We start from the raw sequence: 19,174 nt of genomic DNA, 5'->3' as shown, positions 1-19,174 counted from the left end.
TGGATGTGCTCATCTGGTTTCAGAATTGAGCGACGTGCAAGCGCCGTCATCGCATGAATCGGTGCGCTCGCTCAAGTCGAATCGGAATGGCCCGGCCGTCCAGTATTCGAGGATAAAGTCAGGCTCGTGGTGTGTGACCAAACGGCTCATGCCCAGATGCTCATGCAACCGTTCATGGACTTCGCGGCCAGTCTGCGGACATCCGTCGATGGGTGCCAGCCAGTGGCAGGCCAGGACGCCGCCATCGGCAGTCAGGCTATTGCGGCATTGCTCGATCACGCTCTGCCACTGTTCGGCCGTCAGGTAATAACCGATTTCACCCAGCACGATTAGGTCGAACCTGCCTTGCGGCCAGTCTTGCGGCAAGGCGGCCTGATCGACGCTGGCGTGAGGCACTCCGCTCAGTCGCTCGCGCGTCAACATGACGGCTTTGGCGTTGACGTCCTGACTCAGCAACGATGAGGTTCGCTGCGCCAGCAGCACGCTCAGTTCGCCGTTGGCGCAGGCGGGTTCGAAGATCCGTTCATAGCGTTGCCGGGGCAGGCAGGCCATGATTAGCGAACGTTTGCGCTCCTCGTACCAGCGGGTACGAAACGACCACGGGTCATCGCTGTTGGCAAACAACTGCTCGAAGTAGGCTTCGTTCACGGTCATACGAATATCAACTCGAAAGGTTGTAAAAGGCGTTGCAGGGTGGTCTGCGTGAGCACAGCAGGTTGCTCACCTTGAGGCGTCAACTGAGTGATGTGCGCGTCGATGGCGGCGCGCTTTCGTTGCAGGCATTCGTTGCTGAGGGGCACCTTGCGCGCCCGCGACCATGGCAGCCGGGCATCCTCAGGAACGGCCCAATGCCAGGCCCAGATGGGCACCTCGATCAAGGCCAGCCCCTTTTCTTGAGTGACCTTCGCACATGCCTGACCAACGGCTTCATGATCGCAATGCCCATCGTGACGCCATGTGGTGAGCACCGTGTCCGACGGCTGCAAGGTTATGCGCAAATGCGCCTCCAGCCGGTCGATGCCTGACGCGACTTGGCTGTCCGGCAGGCCCAGCCGATGCCAGACGATGTGCTCGCTGCGCAGCCCCAATCGATCCAGCGCGCGGCGGCTTTCCAAGGGGCGCTGTTGCCGTAGCGCATCAGGGGGGCAGTCCACCGAGTCGGGGTGGCTGGCTTCACCATCGGTGACGGCAATCATCAACAGACGCTGTTCTTCGCCCAACAAGGTTGTGAGCAGGGCGGTGCTGCCGAGAATTTCATCGTCCGGATGCGGTGCGACCACCACCAGACGTTCGAAGGTATTGCGCAACTGATGCGCGTCGATCCACGGCGTGGTTGCCAAGGCTCGGGATGTTTGCCAGGCCGCCAGGGGCGTGCCGCTGCCCTGAATCAGGTTCTGTTCGGTGCTCAGATCATCCATGTGCACGCATCCTGGCTGGCGACCGCACGGCCCAGTTGCGCCAGATCGCGCTCTGCATGGCTTTGCCGGACGAACACGGGCAAATCTGCCGCTAAGCGGGCGAAATGGCTGTTCCGACAGAACGGCGCCGCTCCGAGTGCGCGCCCGACGTGTTCCTGAACCTGCTGCACCGCGTGCTCGACGTGTGCGCGGGTTTGCTGCGCCAACCGAGCTGCATCTGCGCAGGGATGAGCATCGATCCACGCGGCGCTACTGTGCAACGTTGCCCGTGCTCCGGTCAGCGCTGCGTCGACGGCGCCCAGATGCGCCAGTGCGTGAGGATCAGCCTTCGGGGATTGGCAGCGCAGGTGCAGATGGCGGGCCAGCCCGACGGCGGCGCCGTACCAGCATGCGGCGATACCGATGCTGCCGTGCCAGAACCCGGGGCGATGGACGTACTGGCCGGGATTGCCTATAAGCACCGCGGGATAATCGGTCAGCTCCAGGTCGATGGTCTGAGTTGCAACCATGCCGACTGCCTGCCACTGATCGATGAAGGTCAGACCTTCGCGACTATCCAGATGGATCGCTGCCATCTGCGGTTGCTGCGATTCATCCCAGACAGTCAGCAGTCCGTGGTCCACCTGCAAGGCGCCCGAGCACCAGGCTTTGAGTCCGGTCAGTCGCACCTCTCGACCTTGGCGCTGGACAATACGAACGCGAGCGTCTGGCGGCTCGGCAGCCCAGACCGCCCAGAGGCCCTCACCTGTGGGCACGTGCGCATTGCATTCGGCAAGAATGGCCAGCGCATCGGTGTGAGATTCGTAGAACTTGGCCAGCGAAAGGTCTGCCGCCGACACCTGCGCCAATCGTTGCCAACGCTGTAGCGTCGCGCCGGACCCCGGCAATGGCAGCCCATCAAGGCCGTCGGCTTGAAGCGCTCGCATTGTTGTCCTGATCCGTGGGGCTGATCGGTCCTGAGTGTCGGTCTCTGCCAGATCCCCGAGCAACTCGGTCAGTCTGGCATCTGAATTCATCGCCCTCATGCCACACCGCCTTCCAGGCCTGCGGCAAGGCTGAGTAGATAGCTGCCAAATCCGCCCTCCGCCTTGAAGGCCAGACGCGCACTGGTCCGTACGCGCACGGAGTGGCTCCAGGCTATCGTGGCCCCCGATGCCTGAAGTGCCTGCACCAGATGAACGTCCTCATGGCAGCGCATTGGAGGAAATCCGCCCGCCTGTACATAGGCGGCGCGAGTCATGCCCAAGTTCGCCCCATGAATGTGGCGATGGCCATCCTGATCCATGTAAGCGGCTTCATAACGCTGGCGGACCATCGCACCGTGTTCGCTCCAGTCGTCCACCTCGACCACACCACACACGGCGTCGGCGCCATGGGCCAACTGCGCGGCGAGCCAGTCCAGCGGTACGATCGAGTCCGCATCGGTACACGCCAGCCACCTCACGTCCGCATCGATCAGATACTGAGCCCCCGCCGCGCGAGCAACCCCGACGCTGCGTGCCTGCACTTCGATCACCGTAACGGCGTAGCGCTCGGCAATTGCTCGGGAGGCGTCCCAGCAGGTGTCCAGTACCACCACGATCTCGACCCGCTCTGCGGCCAATTGAGGATGCACAGCAGCAGCTTGCACGCTTAGCAGGCAGGCCTCTAGACAACGCTCTTCATTGTGAGCAGGAATGACGACACCGATCATGGCTGATCCTCAGCGTGGGGAAGATGTTGAGAACAACACCGGCCACGCAGGGCAAAATATGCAGTGGTCGATAGAAAGCCTGACTGGGGCGGCACAAGACGGTTTCGTCGTTCCGACAGAGTGCAGTGCTAACCACGCAGAGAAGGGGCTGTCGCAGCGCATTCAAACCGATCGACGAGAAAGTGCGAACTCCTGCATGGGCCGCAAAGTCCACCCCTTACCCATGCACAGTGCGTGTGGACAGCCAAGGAGTGTGTGATGACCGATTATCCAAAGCCGCCGTTCAAGGCCCAACAGCAACCTGTGCCGGGTGATCAGGGCCGGATGGAGCCTTATCCCGATTGTGGCGAGACGCGGTACAAGGGCTCCAATCGGCTGGCCAACAAAATCGCGCTGATTACAGGAGCCGACAGCGGTATCGGGCGGGCGGTTGCCATTGCGTTCGCCCGGGAGGGAGCCGATGTGGCGATCTCGTATCTGGATGAGCACGAAGATGCCAAGGAGACCGCGCGCTGGGTCGAGGAAGCGGGGCGGCAGTGCGTTTTGTTGTCGGGTGATCTGGCCGACAAGGCGCATTGCTCGGCGGTGGTGCAACAGACAATCGAAGCCTTCGGCCGTATCGACGTGCTGGTGAACAACGCGGCGTTCCAGATGACCCATGACAGCATTGAGGAGATCGACGACGAAGAGTGGGTGAGGACGTTCGATATCAACGTCACGGCCATGTTCCGTCTGTGCAAAGCTGCATTGCCGCACATGAAGGCGGGCAGTTCGATCATCAACACCAGTTCGGTGAATTCTGATTCGCCCAAACCGACACTGTTGCCTTACGCCACCACCAAAGGCGCGATCGCCAATTTCACCGCAGGCCTGGCGCAAATGCTTGGACCGCGCGGCATCCGAGTCAACAGCGTGGCACCAGGGCCGATCTGGACGCCCTTGATCGTATCGACGATGCCCAGCGAAGAAGTGCAAAACTTTGGTCAGACCACGCCTTTGGGCCGCCCCGGTCAGCCGGTCGAAGTTGCGCCCATCTACGTGCTGCTGGCCTCCGATGAGGGCAGTTACATTTCCGGATCGCGGTACGGTGTGACGGGGGGCAAGCCCATTCTCTGAGCTGCTGTGGCTCAGAGAACAATGAATGGATCACGCATCCTCGGAGGGCGTGCCGAGCATCGCTTTTAGTTTGCCCAGCAGTTCTGGGCTCTGAAACGGCTTGGTGATCATGTCCATTCGGTCTCCGAGGAAGGCCTGCCGGTTGTGGGCGTTTTCCGCATAGCCGGTCATGAAGAGCACGGGAACGGTAGGACGCGATCGTCGCATCTCGTCAGCCAGTTCTCGTCCTGTCATGTGCGGAAGGCCCACATCACTCAGCAGCAGATCGATGGTCATATCTTGCCTGAGAAGCTCCAATGCGGTTTTAACATCTGCCGCCTGGCTGCATCGGTATCCCGCGTCGGATAGCATTTCAGTCACGAACATACGCACCGAGTCGGTGTCCTCGACCACGAGAACGTGTTCACCACTTCCGGCATCGGCAGCTTCAACGGGCAGCGGAGGCGGAATCGACTGGCTTTCAGCGGCGGGTAGCATCAGGGTAACTTCGGTCCCTTGCGCCAGAACGCTGCGCAGCTTGACATCCCCGCCTGACTGGCGCGCAAAGCCGTAAATGGTCGACAGTCCCAGCCCCGTTCCCTGACCCACGGGCTTAGTGGTGTAGAACGGGTCGAAGACTTTATCGATGACGTTAGGATCGATGCCGACGCCGTCGTCCCGCACGCTCAAGGCGATGTAGGGGCCATCCACGAGCTGGGCATCACCTTTGGAGTGGGTCTGGAACGTGCTGATTCGAATGTTCCCGCCATCGGGCAGGGCGTCTCGCGCGTTGATAACGAGGTTGAGAATCGCACTTTCCAGTTGGCCTGCATCGACAAGGGCTATCGCCTTTCGCGAGGTCAGTTCCAGCGTCAGACCGATGCGCTTGCCGATCGTACGACTGAGCAGGTCTTCTAGAGAAAGAATGTGCAGATTGATGTCGCAGGGGCGGGCGTCCAAAGGTTGCTGGCGTGCGAACGCTAACAGCCGATGGGTCAGCGTGGCAGCGCTTTTGGCGGAGGCCAGCGCCGCGTCTGCGTAGTTGAGCAGCTTTTGGGTCTGCGCATCTACCGCACGCTTTTTGATCAGCTCAAGGCCTGTGATGATGCCGGTCAGAAGATTATTGAAATCGTGCGCGATGCCGCCCGTGAGCTTGCCAATGGCGTCCATCTTTTGAGCTTGCAACAGCTGTTCTTCGGTCTTGGCGCGCTCGGCCACTTCCAGTGCCAACTGATGGTTCACGGACTTAAGTTCCTGCTGGTGGGTCTGCTCACGACGATGTTGTTCGGTCACATCCTCGATGAACACCAGACTCAACCCATTGGCCCGGTAGGGCGATACACGCCATTCAGTCTCGCGAAGGTCACCTCTGACCCACATGCTCAATGTGCCCTGCCAGCGCTCACTTGCAGAGAGTGCTCCGCAGAGCCCGGTCAACAAAAAATCCTGACCCTGTCGGAAAAGCGGCTTCACCGTCTGGCCTGATCTACCTGCCAGAAGGGTGAAGGCGTGGTTGCACTCATGAACATTCAAGTCGCCGTCCATCACGGCGATCGGCGCTGCGACGTTGGCGAATATTTCGCGAAAGCGCTCCTCGCTTTCGCGCAATGCACGTTCGGTGTCCCGGACCCTTAGCAGGGTACCGATTGTTGCCACCAGGACGTCTGGATCCACAGGGTGGATCAGATAAGCATCCGCGCCAGCCTCCAGCCCTGTCACGATGTCCCCGGTGTGAATCGATGCCGCCGACACGTGGACGACGGGCAGCAGGGCCGTGCGAGGCGACGCGCGCAGTTGACGAACAATGTCGAAGCCGCTCATGTCCGGCAAATTGACGTCCAGGATCAGGGCATCAGGCAAGCGTGCCTCGATCAGCGCCAGCCCTTCAGCGCCCGCTCCGACGTCATCGACGCTAAAACCGTGCTTCTCCATGCGTCGACGCAGGGCATAGCGGGTCGCCTCGTTATCGTCGACGATGAGCAGGCGGGCGTGTCTATTCATCTGCCTGCTCCTGCGCCAACGCCAGCGGAATGACGACAAAAAACGTCGAGCCACGGCCCGGCTCGCTGGTCAGCCCGACACGTCCACCCAACAACTCTGCGAAACGTTTGCACAGGGACAATCCGAGCCCTGTTCCTCGCAAACGCTTTTGCAGCGGGGAGTCCACCTGACTGAAATCTTCGAACAGTTTTCCGTGCAGTTCTTCGGGGATGCCGATACCGGTATCACTCACGGCAAACCGTATTTCGTGCTCACTCTCCAGTCTCGCTGAAATACGCACCTCGCCGCGTTGCGTGAACTTGAGTGAATTGGAAATAAAGTTGCGCAGTATCTGGGCCAGCTTTTTGTCATCGGTGTAGAGACGCGGCAAACCGACAGGCTCTTCAAAAATCAGGTCCACAGCGGAGGTGTCGACGATTGGGCGAAACATGCCACGCAGCGCGGAGAACAGGTCGAGCATGTCAAACCATGCGGGGGAGATGGTGATGCGTCCGGCTTCGATCTTGGCCAGGTCCAGCAGGTCATTGACCATGTCGCTCAGTTCTCCCGCAGAGCTGCGGATATAGGAAACCTGCTTGTGCTGTTCCGGGCTCAAAGGGCCGTCCAGCTCATCCGACAGCAGGCTGGCAATGCTCAGTATCGACCCCAGTGGTGTCCGAAACTCATGGCTCATGTAGGAGAGAAACCGACTCTTCAAGTCGGACGCCTGGCGCAATTGCTCGGCCTGAATGTCCAGTTCGGCGTACAAAGCCAATACGCCCTGATTGGTTTCATCCAGTTCGGCGCGCAGTGCTGCCGCTTCCGCCCTTAGCTGCGCCACTTCATCGGACGCCCCGCTCGTATCGTGAGTGTCAGCGTCTGTCATCGGAAGTCTCCAGGGTAATAACCAGCACGGTCACGTCATCCTTGCCGCGACAGTAGTCGCGGTGCAGTACAGTGGCGATGATCGCCGGGTGTCGAAACGCCAACCCTGCATAGTCATGCAGGTTCCAGCGTGACTGCAGTCCATCGCTGTAGAGGATCAGCAACTGACCGCCACAGTCAGGATAGGCCACGGTCGGGACTCGACGGAATTGCAGACCGACAATACCTGGATGCGACGCAAGCCCTCTTGGTTTCTCTCCGCCGATCAGCATCGCTCCGATGTTACCGATGCCGTTGAATTGCAATCGACGTTGCACCCCATCGTATTGCGCGATGGCCACCGCGCCGCCGCGAGTACCGCGCATTTGCTGATGGATTTCATCCAGCACGCTGCCGGGCTCTTCCATGGCATGGCGGGAGAACGCGTCAGCACCGGCCAAGGCGGCCTCTTCAGCGACGGGACCATGGCCCAGCCCATCGATGACCAGCACACTCACTGTCTGATCTCGGGCGGAAATGGCCCACAAATCACCGCACGCGGGATCGTTATGCAGCGAATGTTGGCTGACGCCGTAGCGACGATCCTGCACGCGGGCATGGCGCGGGTAAAAGCGCGCGAGCAACACCGAGCCGCGCGAATCGCTGTGCACATCGAATACTTGAGCCTGGCGGAGCGCCGCCCCCAGCCCGATGCCTTGTGTGCCTCGGGTTGAAAAACCGTCGGCCAGGCCATGCGTTGGATCGAATCCCGGACCACGGTCCACCGCAATGACTTCAACCCCCGGTGAACTGTCAGGCAGGCTGCGCAGATGAATCTCCCCATGAACGGCATGTTTGAGGATGTTGCTCGCCAGTTCAGTGACAACAAGGCTGACGCGGCCAGCGTCTACCTCATCGAAACCCAAGTCTTCCGCCAGCTTGCGCGCCGTTCGCCGTGCATGGCCAATGTGGCTGTCGTCTTCGATTGGTAATACCTGCGTCAAGCTTCCGGCCAGGTTCAGATCCATTTTCCGATCATCACTCGTGTGCCCTTGCCCGGTGCAGTGTCCAGTTCAAAATCGTCGACCAGACGCTTCGCCCCCGTGAGGCCGAGACCCAACCCGCCCCCTGACGTCCACCCATCGGTCATGGCGAGTTTTATATCGGGAATACCGGGACCTTCATCTCGAAACGTCAGCCGCAGGCCGGTGCGCCCGGCGTCTTCCAGGATTTCCCAATCCATGGTGCCGCCCCCGCCGTACACCATCGTGTTGCGCGCCAGTTCCGAGACGGCGGTCACCAACTTGGTCTGGTCGATCAAGCGCATGCCGCAGTCCTGCGCCAGCTTGCGCACGAACTGGCGGGCCAGCACGACATCCTGCTCAATGCGAATGTCATGGCTGCCGCTGCTCGGCGCGCTCATCGGGCGTACGCTCGTTCACGCAGCAGGGCCATGCCGCGTTCGACATTCAAGGCCGTGCTGACGCCGGGCAGGGTCATGCCCAATTCGACCAGCGTGATTGCCACAGCAGGTTGCATGCCGACGAGCACAGTCTCGGCGTCCATGATTCGGGACAGGCCTGAAATCATGCCGATCATCCGGCCAATGAACGAGTCGACCATGTCGAGGGCGGAGATATCGATCAGCACGCCACGGGCAGAGGTCTTGCTGATGCGCTCGGACAGGTCGTCCTGAAGGGTCATTGCCAGTTGGTCATGCATGTCCACTTGAATGGTGACCAACAGGAAATCACCCATTTGCAGAATCGGAATCCGTTCCATGGCTTACACCACCGACTGTGTGACGGTCAGGCCCAGACGGCGCAAGGCAAGTCCAAGCGCGTCAGCAAGGTTGGCTTTGGTCACGACGCCTTGCAGGTCCAGACCCAGGTGAACGATGGTCTGCGCGATTTGTGGGCGCACGCCGCTGATGATGCAATCGGCCCCCATCAGTCGAATGGCCGTGACGGTCTTTAGCAGATGTTGGGCCACTAGGGTGTCCACCGTCGGCACGCCGGTGATGTCGATGATCGCGATTTGCGAGCCGGTGTCTACGATGCGCTGGAGCAGCGACTCCATGACCATCTGGGTTCGCTGAGAATCCAGCGTGCCGATCATGGGCAGGGCGAGAACGCCGTCCCAGAGTTTGACGACCGGTGTGGACAGCTCCAGTAATTCGTCCTGCTGGCGTTTGATCACTGCCTCGCGGGATTTCTGGAAGGTGCGGATGGTGTGCATCGCCAGCAGGTCCAGCAGTTGGGAGATTTCCCAGAGCTGTTCGGCTAACAATGCCGGTTGCTCGGAATACTCGGCCTGAAGCGCGGCGAATAATGGCCCTTTCAAGGCAAAGATGAAGTGCGCGGTTTGCTGGGAGTCCTGACCGGCCAGCGCCCGCTGGTGCGACAGCTTTTCGAGGAAAAGCCGAGTGTCTGCCCATTCTGCCGCCGTGATGTTCTGAGAGGCCCCGCGCGCCAGCACGGATACCAACAGCTGTAGAAACTCCGAGATTTGCTGGCGTACATCTTCCGCCTTGAGATTGCGCGTAGAGCCACTGGCTTCCAAGGCTTCCCACCAGTTGTCCGATAGTTGAGACTCGGATCGAGTGAGGGTGCTCAAGGTGTTTTGATGCAGTGCTGCCATGAAATGAACTCCTGGGAAGGCTTGAACGCCTTTTTTTGATCATTGGAAGAGCGCGGCGCCGCTCAGAGGTTCAAAAAAATCTGAGGTAACCGGCACGTTGCTTGAAGTTGACGGCGGTCTGCTGCTGGGGCAGGTGAGCGACGTATCGAGATACCTGTCGGCATCGATGAAGTCAAGATAGCAGCTCAACATGCCGAGAGTGCGAAGTCGTTCTCTAGCAATTCCTGCAACGATGCGGCCGATCTACCGGTCGAAACTCATTACGTGCTCGATCAGGGTTTAATGACCGATGACCTTCATAGTCTGGCTGGCCATGCTGGGCGCCGTGCTGTTGCTGCTGGCGCTCTCGTCGTCCTATCTGCGATGGATGCCCGTCACCTCTTCTGTGGTGTGCCTGGGCCTGGGCGTAGCGTTGGGCGCGCGTGGTCTTGGGCTGGTGCAACTGGACGTGACTCAGGCCCGCGTGTGGATGGAGCACCTCACCGAAGTCGCCGTGCTGTTCTCGTTGTTTTTCACGGGGCTGAAGTTGCGTCTGCCCCTGCAAAATCGCAGATGGTGGGCTGCCAGTTACCTGGCCGGCCCGGTCATGGTCGCCTGCATCGCGGGTGTCAGTGCATTGCTGCATTTCGGCTTGGGCATGGCTTGGGGCGGCGCGGTGCTGATAGCGGCGATTCTGGCACCGACAGACCCGGTGCTGGCGACGCTGGTCCAGGTGGTCGATGCGCAAGACTCGGATTCCGTGCGTTTCAGCCTGTCCGGGGAGGCAGGGCTTAATGACGGGGTGGCGTTTCCCTTCGTTCTGCTCGGGCTGCTGCTCCTGAATCACCCCGAGCAAGGCTGGCTAAGCGACTGGTTGCTCGAGGATGTGCTGTGGGCAGTGACAGCCGGTTTGCTGTGTGGCTATTGGCTGGGGCGCGGACTCGGCAAGTTGACGCTGTATCTACGGCTGCAAAATGACGACAGCACGGTGTCCCCCAATGACTATCTGGCGCTGGCCTTGATCGCCATCGCCTACGTGGTGGCCGAGGCCATTCACGGCTATGGCTTCCTGGCCGTTTTTGCCGCCGGTGCCGGGCTGCGTCACGCGGAAGTCAGAACCTCATCGGACCCGCAGGACCCGGCCGCAGAGCATCTGGTGCAGCCGGTCGTGGGGCACCAGCATGTGGCGCCCGAGCATGCGGTCAAAGGGGACATCGACACCCTCGACAGCGAGCAGATCGCAGCAGGCATCATGCTGGGAGACATGCTCGCCTTCGGCAGCCTCATCGAGCGGGCATTGGAAGTCTTTCTGGTGACGCTGATCGGCGTCGTGCTGCTGGACCATTGGGACAGCCGTTCACTGATCGTCGCAGCGGTGCTGTTTCTGCTGCTGCGCCCTCTCAGTGTGCTGCTCATGCCATTGCCCGGCCTGCTGAACGTTCGCCAACGCAGTTTGGTGGGCTGGTTCGGCATCCGCGGGATCGGCAGTCTCTACTACCTTTTTTACGCGCTCAACCATGGCCTGGAGGCTGACATCGCCCGCCAAGCCACGAGCCTGGTGCTGTCCGTGGTGGCGCTGAGCATCGTCGTTCACGGCATCAGCGTGCAGCCCATGCTTACCCGCTACGAGTCTTGGAAGCAACGGCGGTGACTGCACGCTGATATCGGCTGAACGAGATCGAGTCCTATGCCGCTTGCAGAGCATTGCTGAGGGCTTCATTGAACGCGGGCAAGTCGTCGGGTTGACGTGAAGTAATCAGCGTCCAGCCTTCAGCGGGGCAGACCTTGACTTGAGTGTCTACCCAATCTGCACCGGCATTGACCAGATCCGGGCGGATACTCACGTAGGACGTCAGCGTTTTGCTGTCCAATACGCCTGCGTCGATGAGTAGCCACGGACCATGACAAATGGCGGCCACAGGCTTGCCGCTCGAACTGAATTCGCGCACCAGGCGCTGCGCATCGGCGTCCTGCCTCAGCGTATCGGCATTGACCGTGCCGCCGGGAATCAGCAACAGGTCAAAGTCTTTGGCCTGCAGACCTTTGAGTGTGGCGTCCGACTGCACGGACACGTCGTGCTCGCTGTCGTGTACCCATGTTTGCGCGTCTCCGCCTTTCAGCGTCGCGTGCACCACTTGGGCGCCTTGTGCCCTCAACGCCTCCATAGGTTTGAGCAATTCATCGCGTTCGATACCGGTGTTGGCTGTGATGATCAAAACCTTCTTGCTGTGCAAATCCTGGGTCATGGTGAGCCTCCATCGAAGTGCCTGAGGTGGCACGTATTAGCTGCGCGAGAACCGTTCAGCCACGTCCAGTGTGGGCATTGCTGCTGCCGAGAAGTTCGAAGAATTCGCTCATCGGGCATTGATGCGACGTGAGTGACTGGATCTGGCAGAACTTCGTGTACCACTGGTGAAATTCATCGAACCAAGCCACTGACTGCGATTCGAAATCGATAGGTCGCGGCCTTTCCGTGGCCATGCGAGGTGAGTATGAACAGCTCAGCAGGCATTCCTGGCGGCACCGAAAACGCCGTCGATTCGATTCAACCCCTGGAACCGGGCAGACCGGACGTGATCCCGACGCCACCGGCAAGCAGTGATCCGGGGGCCGAGGATGATCACGTTCCTCTTCCGTCGGACGATGAGGCGCCGGTAGAGGAGGAGGGCGCTACGAAGGTGGAGCGAAACAATTCGTTGACGCCTGAGCATCCAGGGGAGATTTGAAAAGTTGTCGACCATTCAGGTCCGGTCGCCTTAAGCAACCGGACCCGTTGAGTTTCTTGCTACCGCATCCACGAGTTTCAGAAGCTGTTGTCGGGAGTAGGGCTTTGAGAGGCGGGGGACTTCGGGAATTTGTCCAGGCGCTATTTCGGCGTAGCCAGAGACTAAAATTGAACGAACCTCAGGATGTCTGCATTGCATGGATGCTATCAACTGTGCGCCTGTCATGGATGGCATCGCGTGGTCAGTGACCACGATATCGAAAGGTTGCTGATCGAGTAGATCCAGGGCTTCGTTGCCTCCGCTCGCTGAGCACACGTGATGTCCCATATCTCTGAGCACTTCAACGGTGTTGATCAGCACCAAAGGATCATCGTCGACTACCAGTATTTTCAAGGGTGCAAGACTCTTCAGCTCAACGTCGCTATCGTCTACGCGTTCACTGCATGGGCCAGCGGGGCATTCGATTTGGGGTAGCCAAAGCTCCAGCGTGGTTCCTTGTCCGAGCTGGCTTTTCAACCGCAGTGCACCGCCACTCTGTTCGACCACCCCATGCACCATGGACAAACCCAGACCTGTTCCCTGGCCAATCCCTTTGGTGGTGAAAAAGGGTTCCACGGCTCTCCTCAGAGTATCCTCATCCATCCCCTCACCCGTGTCTGTTACCCGGATGCGCCAGTAGTTGCCCGCCTTGAGTCTGGAGTCGGAAATGGCGACTGTTTGCAGGTCGATCGCTATGGAGATGGTGCCTTGTCCATGCATCGCATCGCGGGCGTTGACTGCAAGGTTAAGTAATGCTGACTCCAGTTGGTTTGGGTCACTTGACACCCACGCAGGTTCGCCCGTCAGTGTGATGCTGAGTTCCACAGTCGGGCCCAGGGATCGCTGAAGCAGTTCACTCATGCCGGTGACCAGGTCGCAGAGCTCCACGGGTTGCATTTGAAGTTCTTGCTGGCGGGCGAAGGCAAGCATTCGAGCAACCAGCGATGCGCCTCGCTGAGCGCCGGTTCTGGCGTTGTCCAGCAATCGCTTCAGCGGGGGGCTGGGAGGCATTCGTCGACTCAACAGTTCAAGGCTGCCAATGATCGCCGTCAGCAAGTTGTTGAAGTCGTGCGCGACCCCACCTGTCAGCTTGCCGAGGGCGTCCATTTTTTGAGCTTGGTGAAGGGCCTGTTCAGTGCGGCGAATATTCGCTTCGCTCACGCGTAAGGCCTCGGTTCGCTCTTGTACCTGTGATTCCAGATCGTTTCGAAAGCGTTCTTCGCTTCTGCGCCGCTGGACCTCAGCCCGAACGCGTTCGATGTGAGCCCATGATCGCTCGGTCACTTCAGCCAGCAAGGTCAATTCATAGGGCTGCCATTCGCGCGGGGTATTGTGATGAATGGCCATCAACGCTGTGAGGCGATTTTCTTTCACCAACGGCATACACACGGTCGCTGCCAAGCCGATACTCAAAAACGTATGCGCTTCGTGTTCGGGCAATTGGCCTGCGTTGTCATTGAGTATCAGTGGCAGTCCGGCACGAAGCTTCTCCAGCGCCAACTGCCCGAAGCTCGCAAGATGGTATTGGCCGACGATGCTGGAGGAATCTTGAGCATGCCAATCCCCTCGGATCGTGAACGCATCCTGGTCTGGTTCCATATCCGCATAGGCGCACACTGCAACGCCAAGGTGTTCACCCAGCATCTGAGTGGTGACTGCCATGATTACGTCGGCATCAGCACTGCGCGCGGTTTCTTTGCCGAGTGCATCCAGAAAAAGCAGCCGTTTTTCGTTGACGCGTAGGGTCTCTTCCGCTTCTCTTCGCGAGGTCGTATCCGTTGCGGCTCCAAACCATTCCACCAAGTTCCCGTCGTCGTCACAGATCGGCACGACGCGTGAGAGGATCCAGCCGCCGGTGCCGTCAGCACGCATCGTCTGATGCTCCATATCGAAGGTACTTTTGTCCCGGATGGCCTGTTCGATAATAACGCTTACCCGTTGTCGCTCTGCCGGAAGAATGAAGGTTTCAAGCCAGCCAAGGGTTGGTTGAACGTTCGGGGTAGCAGTGTTTTCACCTTGGAGATGATGCAGATCCTCCCAGTCGGGAGAAAGCCGATAAGTCACATCGGCTGCTGCATTGACCAAGGCACGAAACCGCTGTTCGCTGCGTTGCAGGTTGCGATCTGCCTGCACACGTTGGGTCGTTTCAACCACGATGGCGATGACGCCGGCGGGTTCGCCACTCTCATCAAGCACTGGCGAATAATCCAGGTTCATCCACACCTGCTCGGGTCGTCCATGGCGATGCAGCGTCAATTCCTGATCTTTGTAGGCCAACGTTCTACCCGCCAAACCCACCCGCATGACGTTGTCATTGAAATCAGCAATCTCTGCCCAACCTTTCCGGACTTCTGACCCCAGCAGACGAGGATGGCGGCTTCCCGCGAAAACGGAATAAGCATCGTTGTAGATCATGATGCCCTTGACTCCCCATAACAGAACGATGGGAACGGGCGAGATGAGCAACATGGATGTAACGGTTTTCAGGCTCTGTGGCCACTGTTCCGGAGCACCCAGCCCGCTGCATGTCCAGTCATGATTGCGGATCAGGTCTCCAGCCTCACCACGGGGCAAGAATGACAATTTATCTCCGGTCGGGGTTTGGCTCATGTGGGGCTCAGGCGTCTGAAATAGAGGATTGCTTATGCGAGTGGGGGTAACGCCATTAGTTCCAGCTGCGATTGCAGGGGCCCCCAAACAACTACGTTAGAGCGGCTAGAACCTGCTCACAGGTTATGGGCACTCTTCTATCAGGTCATATTGCCCGCCAGCGATGCCGGTCAGTATCAGTCCCGAGACCGTTCCGGCGAGCTCCATTGTGCAGTCCCCCTGGCTCAAACTCTTAGGGTGACGATAGAAGTGATTGCTCGCTGCGTCCAAGAAGCCCACGCGATGGTAGGGGTAGACACCTTCATAAAAAAGATTGTTTTCAATGAAGCCGTCGACAAACTCACGACGTCCCTGCTGGCGAAGGCGATATTTTTTTCCCGGGATCATGATGGGGCGCATGTGTCGTCCTGAAAGCAAGGCTAAGTGAGATGCAGTACATCGCGTGGCGTTGCTGATATGTGAGGAGCGGGAGCTGAGCTTTGTCCGGATGACCGTTTCAAGGGTTCCCCGCATGGTAGCGGCATACTTGGAAATGGCCGATATGTCTTCTGTGCGCCCGTTGGAAATAACCAGGGAATCGTCCTGACTGACGCTGGTCTCAGGAAAAGCATGCGCGGGAATATCTGTTTGTTGATCACCCGAGGCGAGCGCCTTGAGTGAGTCAGAATCTCAGGACGGGAGCTCGTGTCAATGCTTGTGAGGTCTGAAGAGGAATAACACGTGAAACAGCTCGAACGCCTAAAAACGGGTATCTCTGGTCTCGACACGTTGCTGAAGGGCGGGCTCATCTCTGGCGCTTCATACATTATCCAGGGGCGCCCCGGGTCAGGCAAAACCATTCTGGCCAATCAAGTCGGCTTTAATCACGTGAGGCACGGCGGGAGGATGCTATTTGCATCGTTATTGGCCGAACCCCACGATCGCCTGTTCCAATTCCTGTCCACGCTCGATTTTTTCGATAAAGCGGAGCTGGGAGAGAGTATTCAGTTCATCAGCGCCTTCGATACATTGGAGACCGATGGCCTTGAAGAAGTGGTCAAGCTGTTGCGCCGCGAGATCAGTCGGCAGAAGTCTACATTGCTGGTACTGGATGGACTTCTGAATGCTCGATCAAAGGCTGAATCCCCGATAGACACTAAAAAGTTCATATCCGCCCTGCAGGGGCATGCTGCGTTCGCCGGCTGTACGGTCTTGTTCTTGACCAGCTCACAGCTCGATGAGGGAAGTCCTGAACACACCATGGTGGACGGCGTTATTGAGATGGGGGAGGAGCACTTGGGTGCGGTGTCCGTCCGCCGCCTCAAACTTCGAAAAACCCGAGGTAGTGGCGCTATCGCGGGATCTCATGAATTCGAGATCAATGAGCATGGGATAACTGTCTACCCGCGACTGGAAAGCCTTTATCCGCAGCCATCTGCGGAGAGTGACTCTGAGTATGGGCGCATTACCAGCGGTCTGCGCTCGCTCGACGCCATCATCGGCGGAGGCCTCGTGCGGTCGTCCATTACCTTGCTAATTGGGCCTTCGGGAGCGGGTAAAACATCCATGGGTCTTCAGTTCCTCTCAGCCAGCACTGCTGAATCTCCTGGCCTGCTTTTTGGATTTCATGAGTCTGCACAACGTGTGCGCATCAAGGCGCACGCTTTAGGCCTGGACTTCCAAGAACTGGAAAAAGAGGGGGCGCTTCAGATCAGATGGACTTCCTCCACCACAGGCCTCATCGATCGGATTGCCTATGAGCTTCTTGAGACCGTTGATCGTCACAACGTCAAGAGAGTTTTCCTCGATAGCCTCAGTGGATTGAGCCGCGTGTCGGCGGAGCCGACGCGGGTGAGGGGCGTCATTGCTGCATTACTGGAAGCACTTCGATCAAGGGAAGTGACCGTGCTGGCCACATTTGAACTGCAACAGCTTATGAGGGTTGATGCAGGTTACCCGACTCCTGAGTTTGCCAGCACCGTCGATAACATGCTTCTGGTCGAGTTGGAGCCCAAAGACGCTGAACTCCAGCGACGCCTCAGTATTCTCAAGCTCAGAGACAGCGAATTCTCGACCTCGCTCATGCAATTGGTGATGTCAGAAAAAGGGTTAATGGTGAAAAGGGGCTGAGCGATGCTGAAAGTTACGAATCTGATCCAGCGGAGGTCTTTATCGGCAAATGAATGCCAGTGTGAAGCATGAAGACAGTCATGATCGTAGATGATGAGTATTTGATCGCAGACATCTTGAGCTTCGCTTTGGAGGATGAGGGGTTTCTAACCGTCACAGCGGGTAGTGCAATCAAGGCACTCGAAATGCTGGAACGAGATAAGCCAGACATCATCATCACTGACTTCATGATGCCAGGTATGACCGGGCTGGAGTTCGCTGAGGCGGTCAAGTCCAAGCCTGGTTTCAAACACACACCTATCGTCCTCATGAGTGGCGCGCAGGCCCACTTGGGAGTTGCTCGACCAGACCTGTTTGAGTGCGTATTCCTCAAACCCTTTGATCCCTCCCTCGTTGTTCAGCAGGTACATGCCGCGATCAAGGGTAAAGACGTATAGACCCTGCTGGTACTGTGGGGACTGCGCAACTGTTGTAAAAGCGATCCTTATCCTGTGGGCATCCTTATCGGATGAGGCCACCGTAGCCACGCAACCGTTAGTCCACGCACGCTGCGGGAAGTGTCAAAAAACCCTTCTGTCGATGGCCTGCGCGGGAGATCGAAATTCACCGAACCTTTGCCGTCAGGCCCTGCCTCACTTGTAAGTCCTATCGACGACCGGCAAGGAGAGCCTCATGACCAGCAATACCCGATCCCCGCGTCAACTTGAGAGTTTGCGTCGTATCCGTGAGTGGCACTTGGAAAGCGCGCTGTGCGCTCAACTGGAAGGACGAGACGACCAGTCACGTTTTCATATGCACTACTATCGGTTGTTAACATCGGCGGTCGCGGTTACCGAAACCGATCCGGTTGATGGGGCCACTGTAACAGCCTCAGTGCCTTACGGCAGCTGAGGCTGGCAAGTGTTCAGAAAATCAACGAGTCAGACTTTGCAGTGTCTGACTCTGATTGAACTTCCAAGGTTGAACGGGCGAAGAGCATCCATTGATAGATCATCTGATCAGCGCCATCCATCGTCAGTTCTGCATTGCCTAAAAAGAGCCACCGCCCGCCAGAATGTTGCTGTTGTTGACGGAGGAGGCTCGGTCTGACACCAGGAGCAAGGACTGTAGCTCCTTAAGGTGCAGGGTCGTTACTGGTGCGTGCCGGGTGCAGCGGGTCAACTTGAGGATCAGACACATCAGGCGAGTCGGGGTCGAAGCCTAACTCTTCCTCATCACTGGATTTACCGGTTTCATCATCAGTCTGAGCCTCAGGATCCGAGCCGGGATTAACCGGTGGGGGATTCCAGTCCTCTGGTCGGTCTACCGTACCCTGTTTGGGCTCCGAAGCAGTTTTTTCGAGGCCTGAATCATGACCCTCTCCGGTATTGGAGACCTCTTGAGCCGGTCCGGGATATGCAGCCTCCGGCCCGTTGTTATCGATTGACATGGTAATGCTCCTCTCGGAACGCGGCTCATCCGCGTATGAAGTTGAGAGGAGGGCGTGCGCTAGAAGTGCATCAAGGGCGACGGGCGGAGCTGTTTTGTGTTGAGCGGCTCAGTGCAGCCGGAATGCTATTAAACTCAGTGAACTTTCTGGGAGAAATCAGCTTCCGTATTCGCATAGACGCGAGACTCCAGATTCCCACTCGGAGGTATCAGCCATGCCACGTGGTAGCAAAGAAAAATATACCGAAGAGCAAAAACGAAAAGCCGAACACATCGAACAAAGCTATGAGCATAAGGGTGCGCCCAAAGGAGAGGCGCAAGCTCGGGCATGGGCGACCGTCAACAAGCAATCGGGAGGGGGGGAAAAGGCAGGAGGTTCGGGTAAGAAGACATCGTCTGCTACGAAATCCCGCGCCAAATCTGATTCTGCCAAAAGGGCTGCGCAAACTCGAAGTGGCCACGGTCGCGATTCCAAGTCGTCTCTGGAAACTCAAAGCAAGGTGAGCCTCATGGCGGAGGCCAGATCACGAAATGTCTTCGGGCGCTCCAAAATGACCAAAGCCGAGTTGATTCAAGCGCTCCGAATGCAATGA

At 58.4% G+C, this 19,174-nt stretch carries 21 protein-coding genes; 7 read left to right on the top strand and 14 right to left on the bottom strand.

The features are described from left to right. Window positions 1-9 precede the first annotated feature (9 nt). Genes AC1MEK_RS26200 through AC1MEK_RS26185 form a run of 4 tightly spaced genes read right to left on the bottom strand, consistent with a single transcriptional unit; the run spans window position 10 to window position 3,111 of the window. Window positions 10-654 carry a class I SAM-dependent methyltransferase gene (locus AC1MEK_RS26200; protein WP_480399150.1) on the bottom strand — a complete coding sequence of 215 codons (645 nt, stop codon included), beginning with the start codon at window positions 652-654 and terminating at the stop codon, window positions 10-12. Then, a complete protein-coding gene (locus tag AC1MEK_RS26195; RefSeq protein WP_480399149.1) occupies window positions 651-1,418 on the bottom strand; it encodes a PIG-L deacetylase family protein in 768 nt (255 codons plus the stop codon). The genes AC1MEK_RS26200 and AC1MEK_RS26195 overlap by 4 nt, the downstream gene beginning before the upstream one ends. Continuing rightward, entirely contained in the window at window positions 1,406-2,434 is a 1,029-nt protein-coding gene (locus AC1MEK_RS26190) for an acyl-CoA dehydrogenase (protein ID WP_480399172.1), read from the bottom strand. Before AC1MEK_RS26190 ends, AC1MEK_RS26195 begins: the two co-directional genes overlap by 13 nt. A 5-nt stretch (window positions 2,435-2,439) precedes the next feature. Further along, complete coding sequence (locus tag AC1MEK_RS26185) at window positions 2,440-3,111, bottom strand: glycosyltransferase family 2 protein (protein WP_480399148.1); 672 nt, start codon at window positions 3,109-3,111, stop codon at window positions 2,440-2,442. A 258-nt stretch (window positions 3,112-3,369) separates the two neighbouring features. Between AC1MEK_RS26185 and AC1MEK_RS26180 the strand changes: the two genes are divergently transcribed. After that, window positions 3,370-4,227 (top strand): SDR family oxidoreductase, encoded by an 858-nt coding sequence (locus AC1MEK_RS26180; RefSeq protein ID WP_480399147.1) that lies wholly within the window; start codon window positions 3,370-3,372, stop codon window positions 4,225-4,227. 30 nt (window positions 4,228-4,257) lie between these two features. On the opposite strand, the gene AC1MEK_RS26175 is transcribed toward AC1MEK_RS26180, so the two are convergent. The 6 genes from AC1MEK_RS26175 to AC1MEK_RS26150 are packed head-to-tail and all read right to left on the bottom strand — an operon-like array spanning window position 4,258 to window position 9,690. Next, window positions 4,258-6,207: a response regulator gene (locus tag AC1MEK_RS26175; protein WP_480399146.1), complete on the bottom strand. Its 1,950-nt coding sequence runs from the start codon at window positions 6,205-6,207 to the stop codon at window positions 4,258-4,260. Then, window positions 6,200-7,072: a sensor histidine kinase gene (locus AC1MEK_RS26170; RefSeq protein ID WP_480399145.1), complete on the bottom strand. Its 873-nt coding sequence runs from the start codon at window positions 7,070-7,072 to the stop codon at window positions 6,200-6,202. The genes AC1MEK_RS26175 and AC1MEK_RS26170 overlap by 8 nt, the downstream gene beginning before the upstream one ends. Continuing rightward, window positions 7,059-8,078 carry an ATP-binding protein gene (locus AC1MEK_RS26165; RefSeq protein ID WP_480399144.1) on the bottom strand — a complete coding sequence of 340 codons (1,020 nt, stop codon included), beginning with the start codon at window positions 8,076-8,078 and terminating at the stop codon, window positions 7,059-7,061. Before AC1MEK_RS26165 ends, AC1MEK_RS26170 begins: the two co-directional genes overlap by 14 nt. Continuing rightward, window positions 8,069-8,473 carry an anti-sigma regulatory factor gene (locus AC1MEK_RS26160; protein ID WP_480399143.1) on the bottom strand — a complete coding sequence of 135 codons (405 nt, stop codon included), beginning with the start codon at window positions 8,471-8,473 and terminating at the stop codon, window positions 8,069-8,071. Before AC1MEK_RS26160 ends, AC1MEK_RS26165 begins: the two co-directional genes overlap by 10 nt. After that, window positions 8,470-8,832 carry an STAS domain-containing protein gene (locus AC1MEK_RS26155; protein ID WP_404631880.1) on the bottom strand — a complete coding sequence of 121 codons (363 nt, stop codon included), beginning with the start codon at window positions 8,830-8,832 and terminating at the stop codon, window positions 8,470-8,472. The genes AC1MEK_RS26160 and AC1MEK_RS26155 overlap by 4 nt, the downstream gene beginning before the upstream one ends. A gap of 3 nt (window positions 8,833-8,835) precedes the next feature. Further along, on the bottom strand, window positions 8,836-9,690 hold the full coding sequence (locus tag AC1MEK_RS26150) for an STAS domain-containing protein (RefSeq protein ID WP_480399142.1): 855 nt from the start codon (window positions 9,688-9,690) through the stop codon (window positions 8,836-8,838). Window positions 9,691-9,979: 289 nt separating this feature from the next. Between AC1MEK_RS26150 and AC1MEK_RS26145 the strand changes: the two genes are divergently transcribed. Beyond that, on the top strand, window positions 9,980-11,320 hold the full coding sequence (locus tag AC1MEK_RS26145) for a cation:proton antiporter (protein WP_480399141.1): 1,341 nt from the start codon (window positions 9,980-9,982) through the stop codon (window positions 11,318-11,320). 34 nt (window positions 11,321-11,354) lie between these two features. Here the strand turns inward: AC1MEK_RS26145 and AC1MEK_RS26140 are convergent, their stop codons facing one another. Next, complete coding sequence (locus AC1MEK_RS26140) at window positions 11,355-11,915, bottom strand: type 1 glutamine amidotransferase domain-containing protein (RefSeq protein WP_480399140.1); 561 nt, start codon at window positions 11,913-11,915, stop codon at window positions 11,355-11,357. Between the two features lie 246 nt (window positions 11,916-12,161). Here AC1MEK_RS26140 and AC1MEK_RS26135 point away from each other — a divergent pair, with 246 nt between their 5' ends. Next, entirely contained in the window at window positions 12,162-12,395 is a 234-nt protein-coding gene (locus tag AC1MEK_RS26135) for a hypothetical protein (protein WP_480399139.1), read from the top strand. 30 nt (window positions 12,396-12,425) lie between these two features. On the opposite strand, the gene AC1MEK_RS26130 is transcribed toward AC1MEK_RS26135, so the two are convergent. Next, the gene (locus tag AC1MEK_RS26130; RefSeq protein WP_480399138.1) at window positions 12,426-15,044 is read right to left on the bottom strand and encodes an ATP-binding protein; all 2,619 of its coding nucleotides are present in this window, start codon (window positions 15,042-15,044) and stop codon (window positions 12,426-12,428) included. A 123-nt stretch (window positions 15,045-15,167) separates the two neighbouring features. Next, the gene (locus tag AC1MEK_RS26125; RefSeq protein ID WP_480399137.1) at window positions 15,168-15,443 is read right to left on the bottom strand and encodes a hypothetical protein; all 276 of its coding nucleotides are present in this window, start codon (window positions 15,441-15,443) and stop codon (window positions 15,168-15,170) included. A gap of 321 nt (window positions 15,444-15,764) precedes the next feature. Between AC1MEK_RS26125 and AC1MEK_RS26120 the strand changes: the two genes are divergently transcribed. The 3 genes from AC1MEK_RS26120 to AC1MEK_RS26110 all read left to right on the top strand — a co-directional run bounded on the left by AC1MEK_RS26120 (window position 15,765) and on the right by AC1MEK_RS26110 (window position 18,044). Next, window positions 15,765-17,153, top strand: a complete 1,389-nt coding sequence (locus AC1MEK_RS26120) for an ATPase domain-containing protein (protein ID WP_480399136.1) — start codon at window positions 15,765-15,767, stop codon at window positions 17,151-17,153. Between the two features lie 68 nt (window positions 17,154-17,221). After that, window positions 17,222-17,590 carry a response regulator gene (locus tag AC1MEK_RS26115; protein WP_480399135.1) on the top strand — a complete coding sequence of 123 codons (369 nt, stop codon included), beginning with the start codon at window positions 17,222-17,224 and terminating at the stop codon, window positions 17,588-17,590. Window positions 17,591-17,825: 235 nt separating this feature from the next. After that, window positions 17,826-18,044: a hypothetical protein gene (locus tag AC1MEK_RS26110; protein WP_480399134.1), complete on the top strand. Its 219-nt coding sequence runs from the start codon at window positions 17,826-17,828 to the stop codon at window positions 18,042-18,044. A 223-nt stretch (window positions 18,045-18,267) separates the two neighbouring features. Here AC1MEK_RS26110 and AC1MEK_RS26105 read toward each other — a convergent pair whose 3' ends face one another. Further along, window positions 18,268-18,582: a DUF6021 family protein gene (locus AC1MEK_RS26105; RefSeq protein WP_480399133.1), complete on the bottom strand. Its 315-nt coding sequence runs from the start codon at window positions 18,580-18,582 to the stop codon at window positions 18,268-18,270. A 214-nt stretch (window positions 18,583-18,796) separates the two neighbouring features. On the opposite strand from AC1MEK_RS26105, the gene AC1MEK_RS26100 reads away from it, so the two are divergent. After that, window positions 18,797-19,174 (top strand): termination factor Rho, encoded by a 378-nt coding sequence (locus AC1MEK_RS26100; RefSeq protein WP_480399132.1) that lies wholly within the window; start codon window positions 18,797-18,799, stop codon window positions 19,172-19,174.

The organism is Pseudomonas sp. 2 (assembly GCF_056627435.1).
Note: the sequence above shows the minus strand (reverse complement) of the source record. Positions and strands in the feature narration are given on the sequence as shown.

Excerpts from the sequence above, each read along its gene's own strand:
- AC1MEK_RS26160 (WP_480399143.1), bottom strand. The coding sequence starts at position 8,473 with ATGAGCGCGCCGAGCAGCGGCAGCCATGACATTCGCATTGAGCAGGAT.
- AC1MEK_RS26125 (WP_480399137.1), bottom strand. The coding sequence starts at position 15,443 with ATGCGCCCCATCATGATCCCGGGAAAAAAATATCGCCTTCGCCAGCAG.
- AC1MEK_RS26135 (WP_480399139.1), top strand. The coding sequence starts at position 12,162 with ATGAACAGCTCAGCAGGCATTCCTGGCGGCACCGAAAACGCCGTCGAT.
- AC1MEK_RS26190 (WP_480399172.1), bottom strand. The coding sequence starts at position 2,434 with ATGAATTCAGATGCCAGACTGACCGAGTTGCTCGGGGATCTGGCAGAG.
- AC1MEK_RS26145 (WP_480399141.1), top strand. The coding sequence starts at position 9,980 with ATGACCTTCATAGTCTGGCTGGCCATGCTGGGCGCCGTGCTGTTGCTG.
- AC1MEK_RS26200 (WP_480399150.1), bottom strand. The coding sequence starts at position 654 with ATGACCGTGAACGAAGCCTACTTCGAGCAGTTGTTTGCCAACAGCGAT.
- AC1MEK_RS26175 (WP_480399146.1), bottom strand. The coding sequence starts at position 6,207 with ATGAATAGACACGCCCGCCTGCTCATCGTCGACGATAACGAGGCGACC.
- AC1MEK_RS26165 (WP_480399144.1), bottom strand. The coding sequence starts at position 8,078 with ATGGATCTGAACCTGGCCGGAAGCTTGACGCAGGTATTACCAATCGAA.
- AC1MEK_RS26195 (WP_480399149.1), bottom strand. The coding sequence starts at position 1,418 with ATGGATGATCTGAGCACCGAACAGAACCTGATTCAGGGCAGCGGCACG.
- AC1MEK_RS26100 (WP_480399132.1), top strand. The coding sequence starts at position 18,797 with ATGCCACGTGGTAGCAAAGAAAAATATACCGAAGAGCAAAAACGAAAA.
- AC1MEK_RS26115 (WP_480399135.1), top strand. The coding sequence starts at position 17,222 with ATGAAGACAGTCATGATCGTAGATGATGAGTATTTGATCGCAGACATC.
- AC1MEK_RS26130 (WP_480399138.1), bottom strand. The coding sequence starts at position 15,044 with ATGAGCCAAACCCCGACCGGAGATAAATTGTCATTCTTGCCCCGTGGT.
- AC1MEK_RS26185 (WP_480399148.1), bottom strand. The coding sequence starts at position 3,111 with ATGATCGGTGTCGTCATTCCTGCTCACAATGAAGAGCGTTGTCTAGAG.
- AC1MEK_RS26180 (WP_480399147.1), top strand. The coding sequence starts at position 3,370 with ATGACCGATTATCCAAAGCCGCCGTTCAAGGCCCAACAGCAACCTGTG.
- AC1MEK_RS26140 (WP_480399140.1), bottom strand. The coding sequence starts at position 11,915 with ATGACCCAGGATTTGCACAGCAAGAAGGTTTTGATCATCACAGCCAAC.
- AC1MEK_RS26105 (WP_480399133.1), bottom strand. The coding sequence starts at position 18,582 with ATGTCAATCGATAACAACGGGCCGGAGGCTGCATATCCCGGACCGGCT.
- AC1MEK_RS26155 (WP_404631880.1), bottom strand. The coding sequence starts at position 8,832 with ATGGAACGGATTCCGATTCTGCAAATGGGTGATTTCCTGTTGGTCACC.
- AC1MEK_RS26170 (WP_480399145.1), bottom strand. The coding sequence starts at position 7,072 with ATGACAGACGCTGACACTCACGATACGAGCGGGGCGTCCGATGAAGTG.
- AC1MEK_RS26150 (WP_480399142.1), bottom strand. The coding sequence starts at position 9,690 with ATGGCAGCACTGCATCAAAACACCTTGAGCACCCTCACTCGATCCGAG.
- AC1MEK_RS26110 (WP_480399134.1), top strand. The coding sequence starts at position 17,826 with ATGACCAGCAATACCCGATCCCCGCGTCAACTTGAGAGTTTGCGTCGT.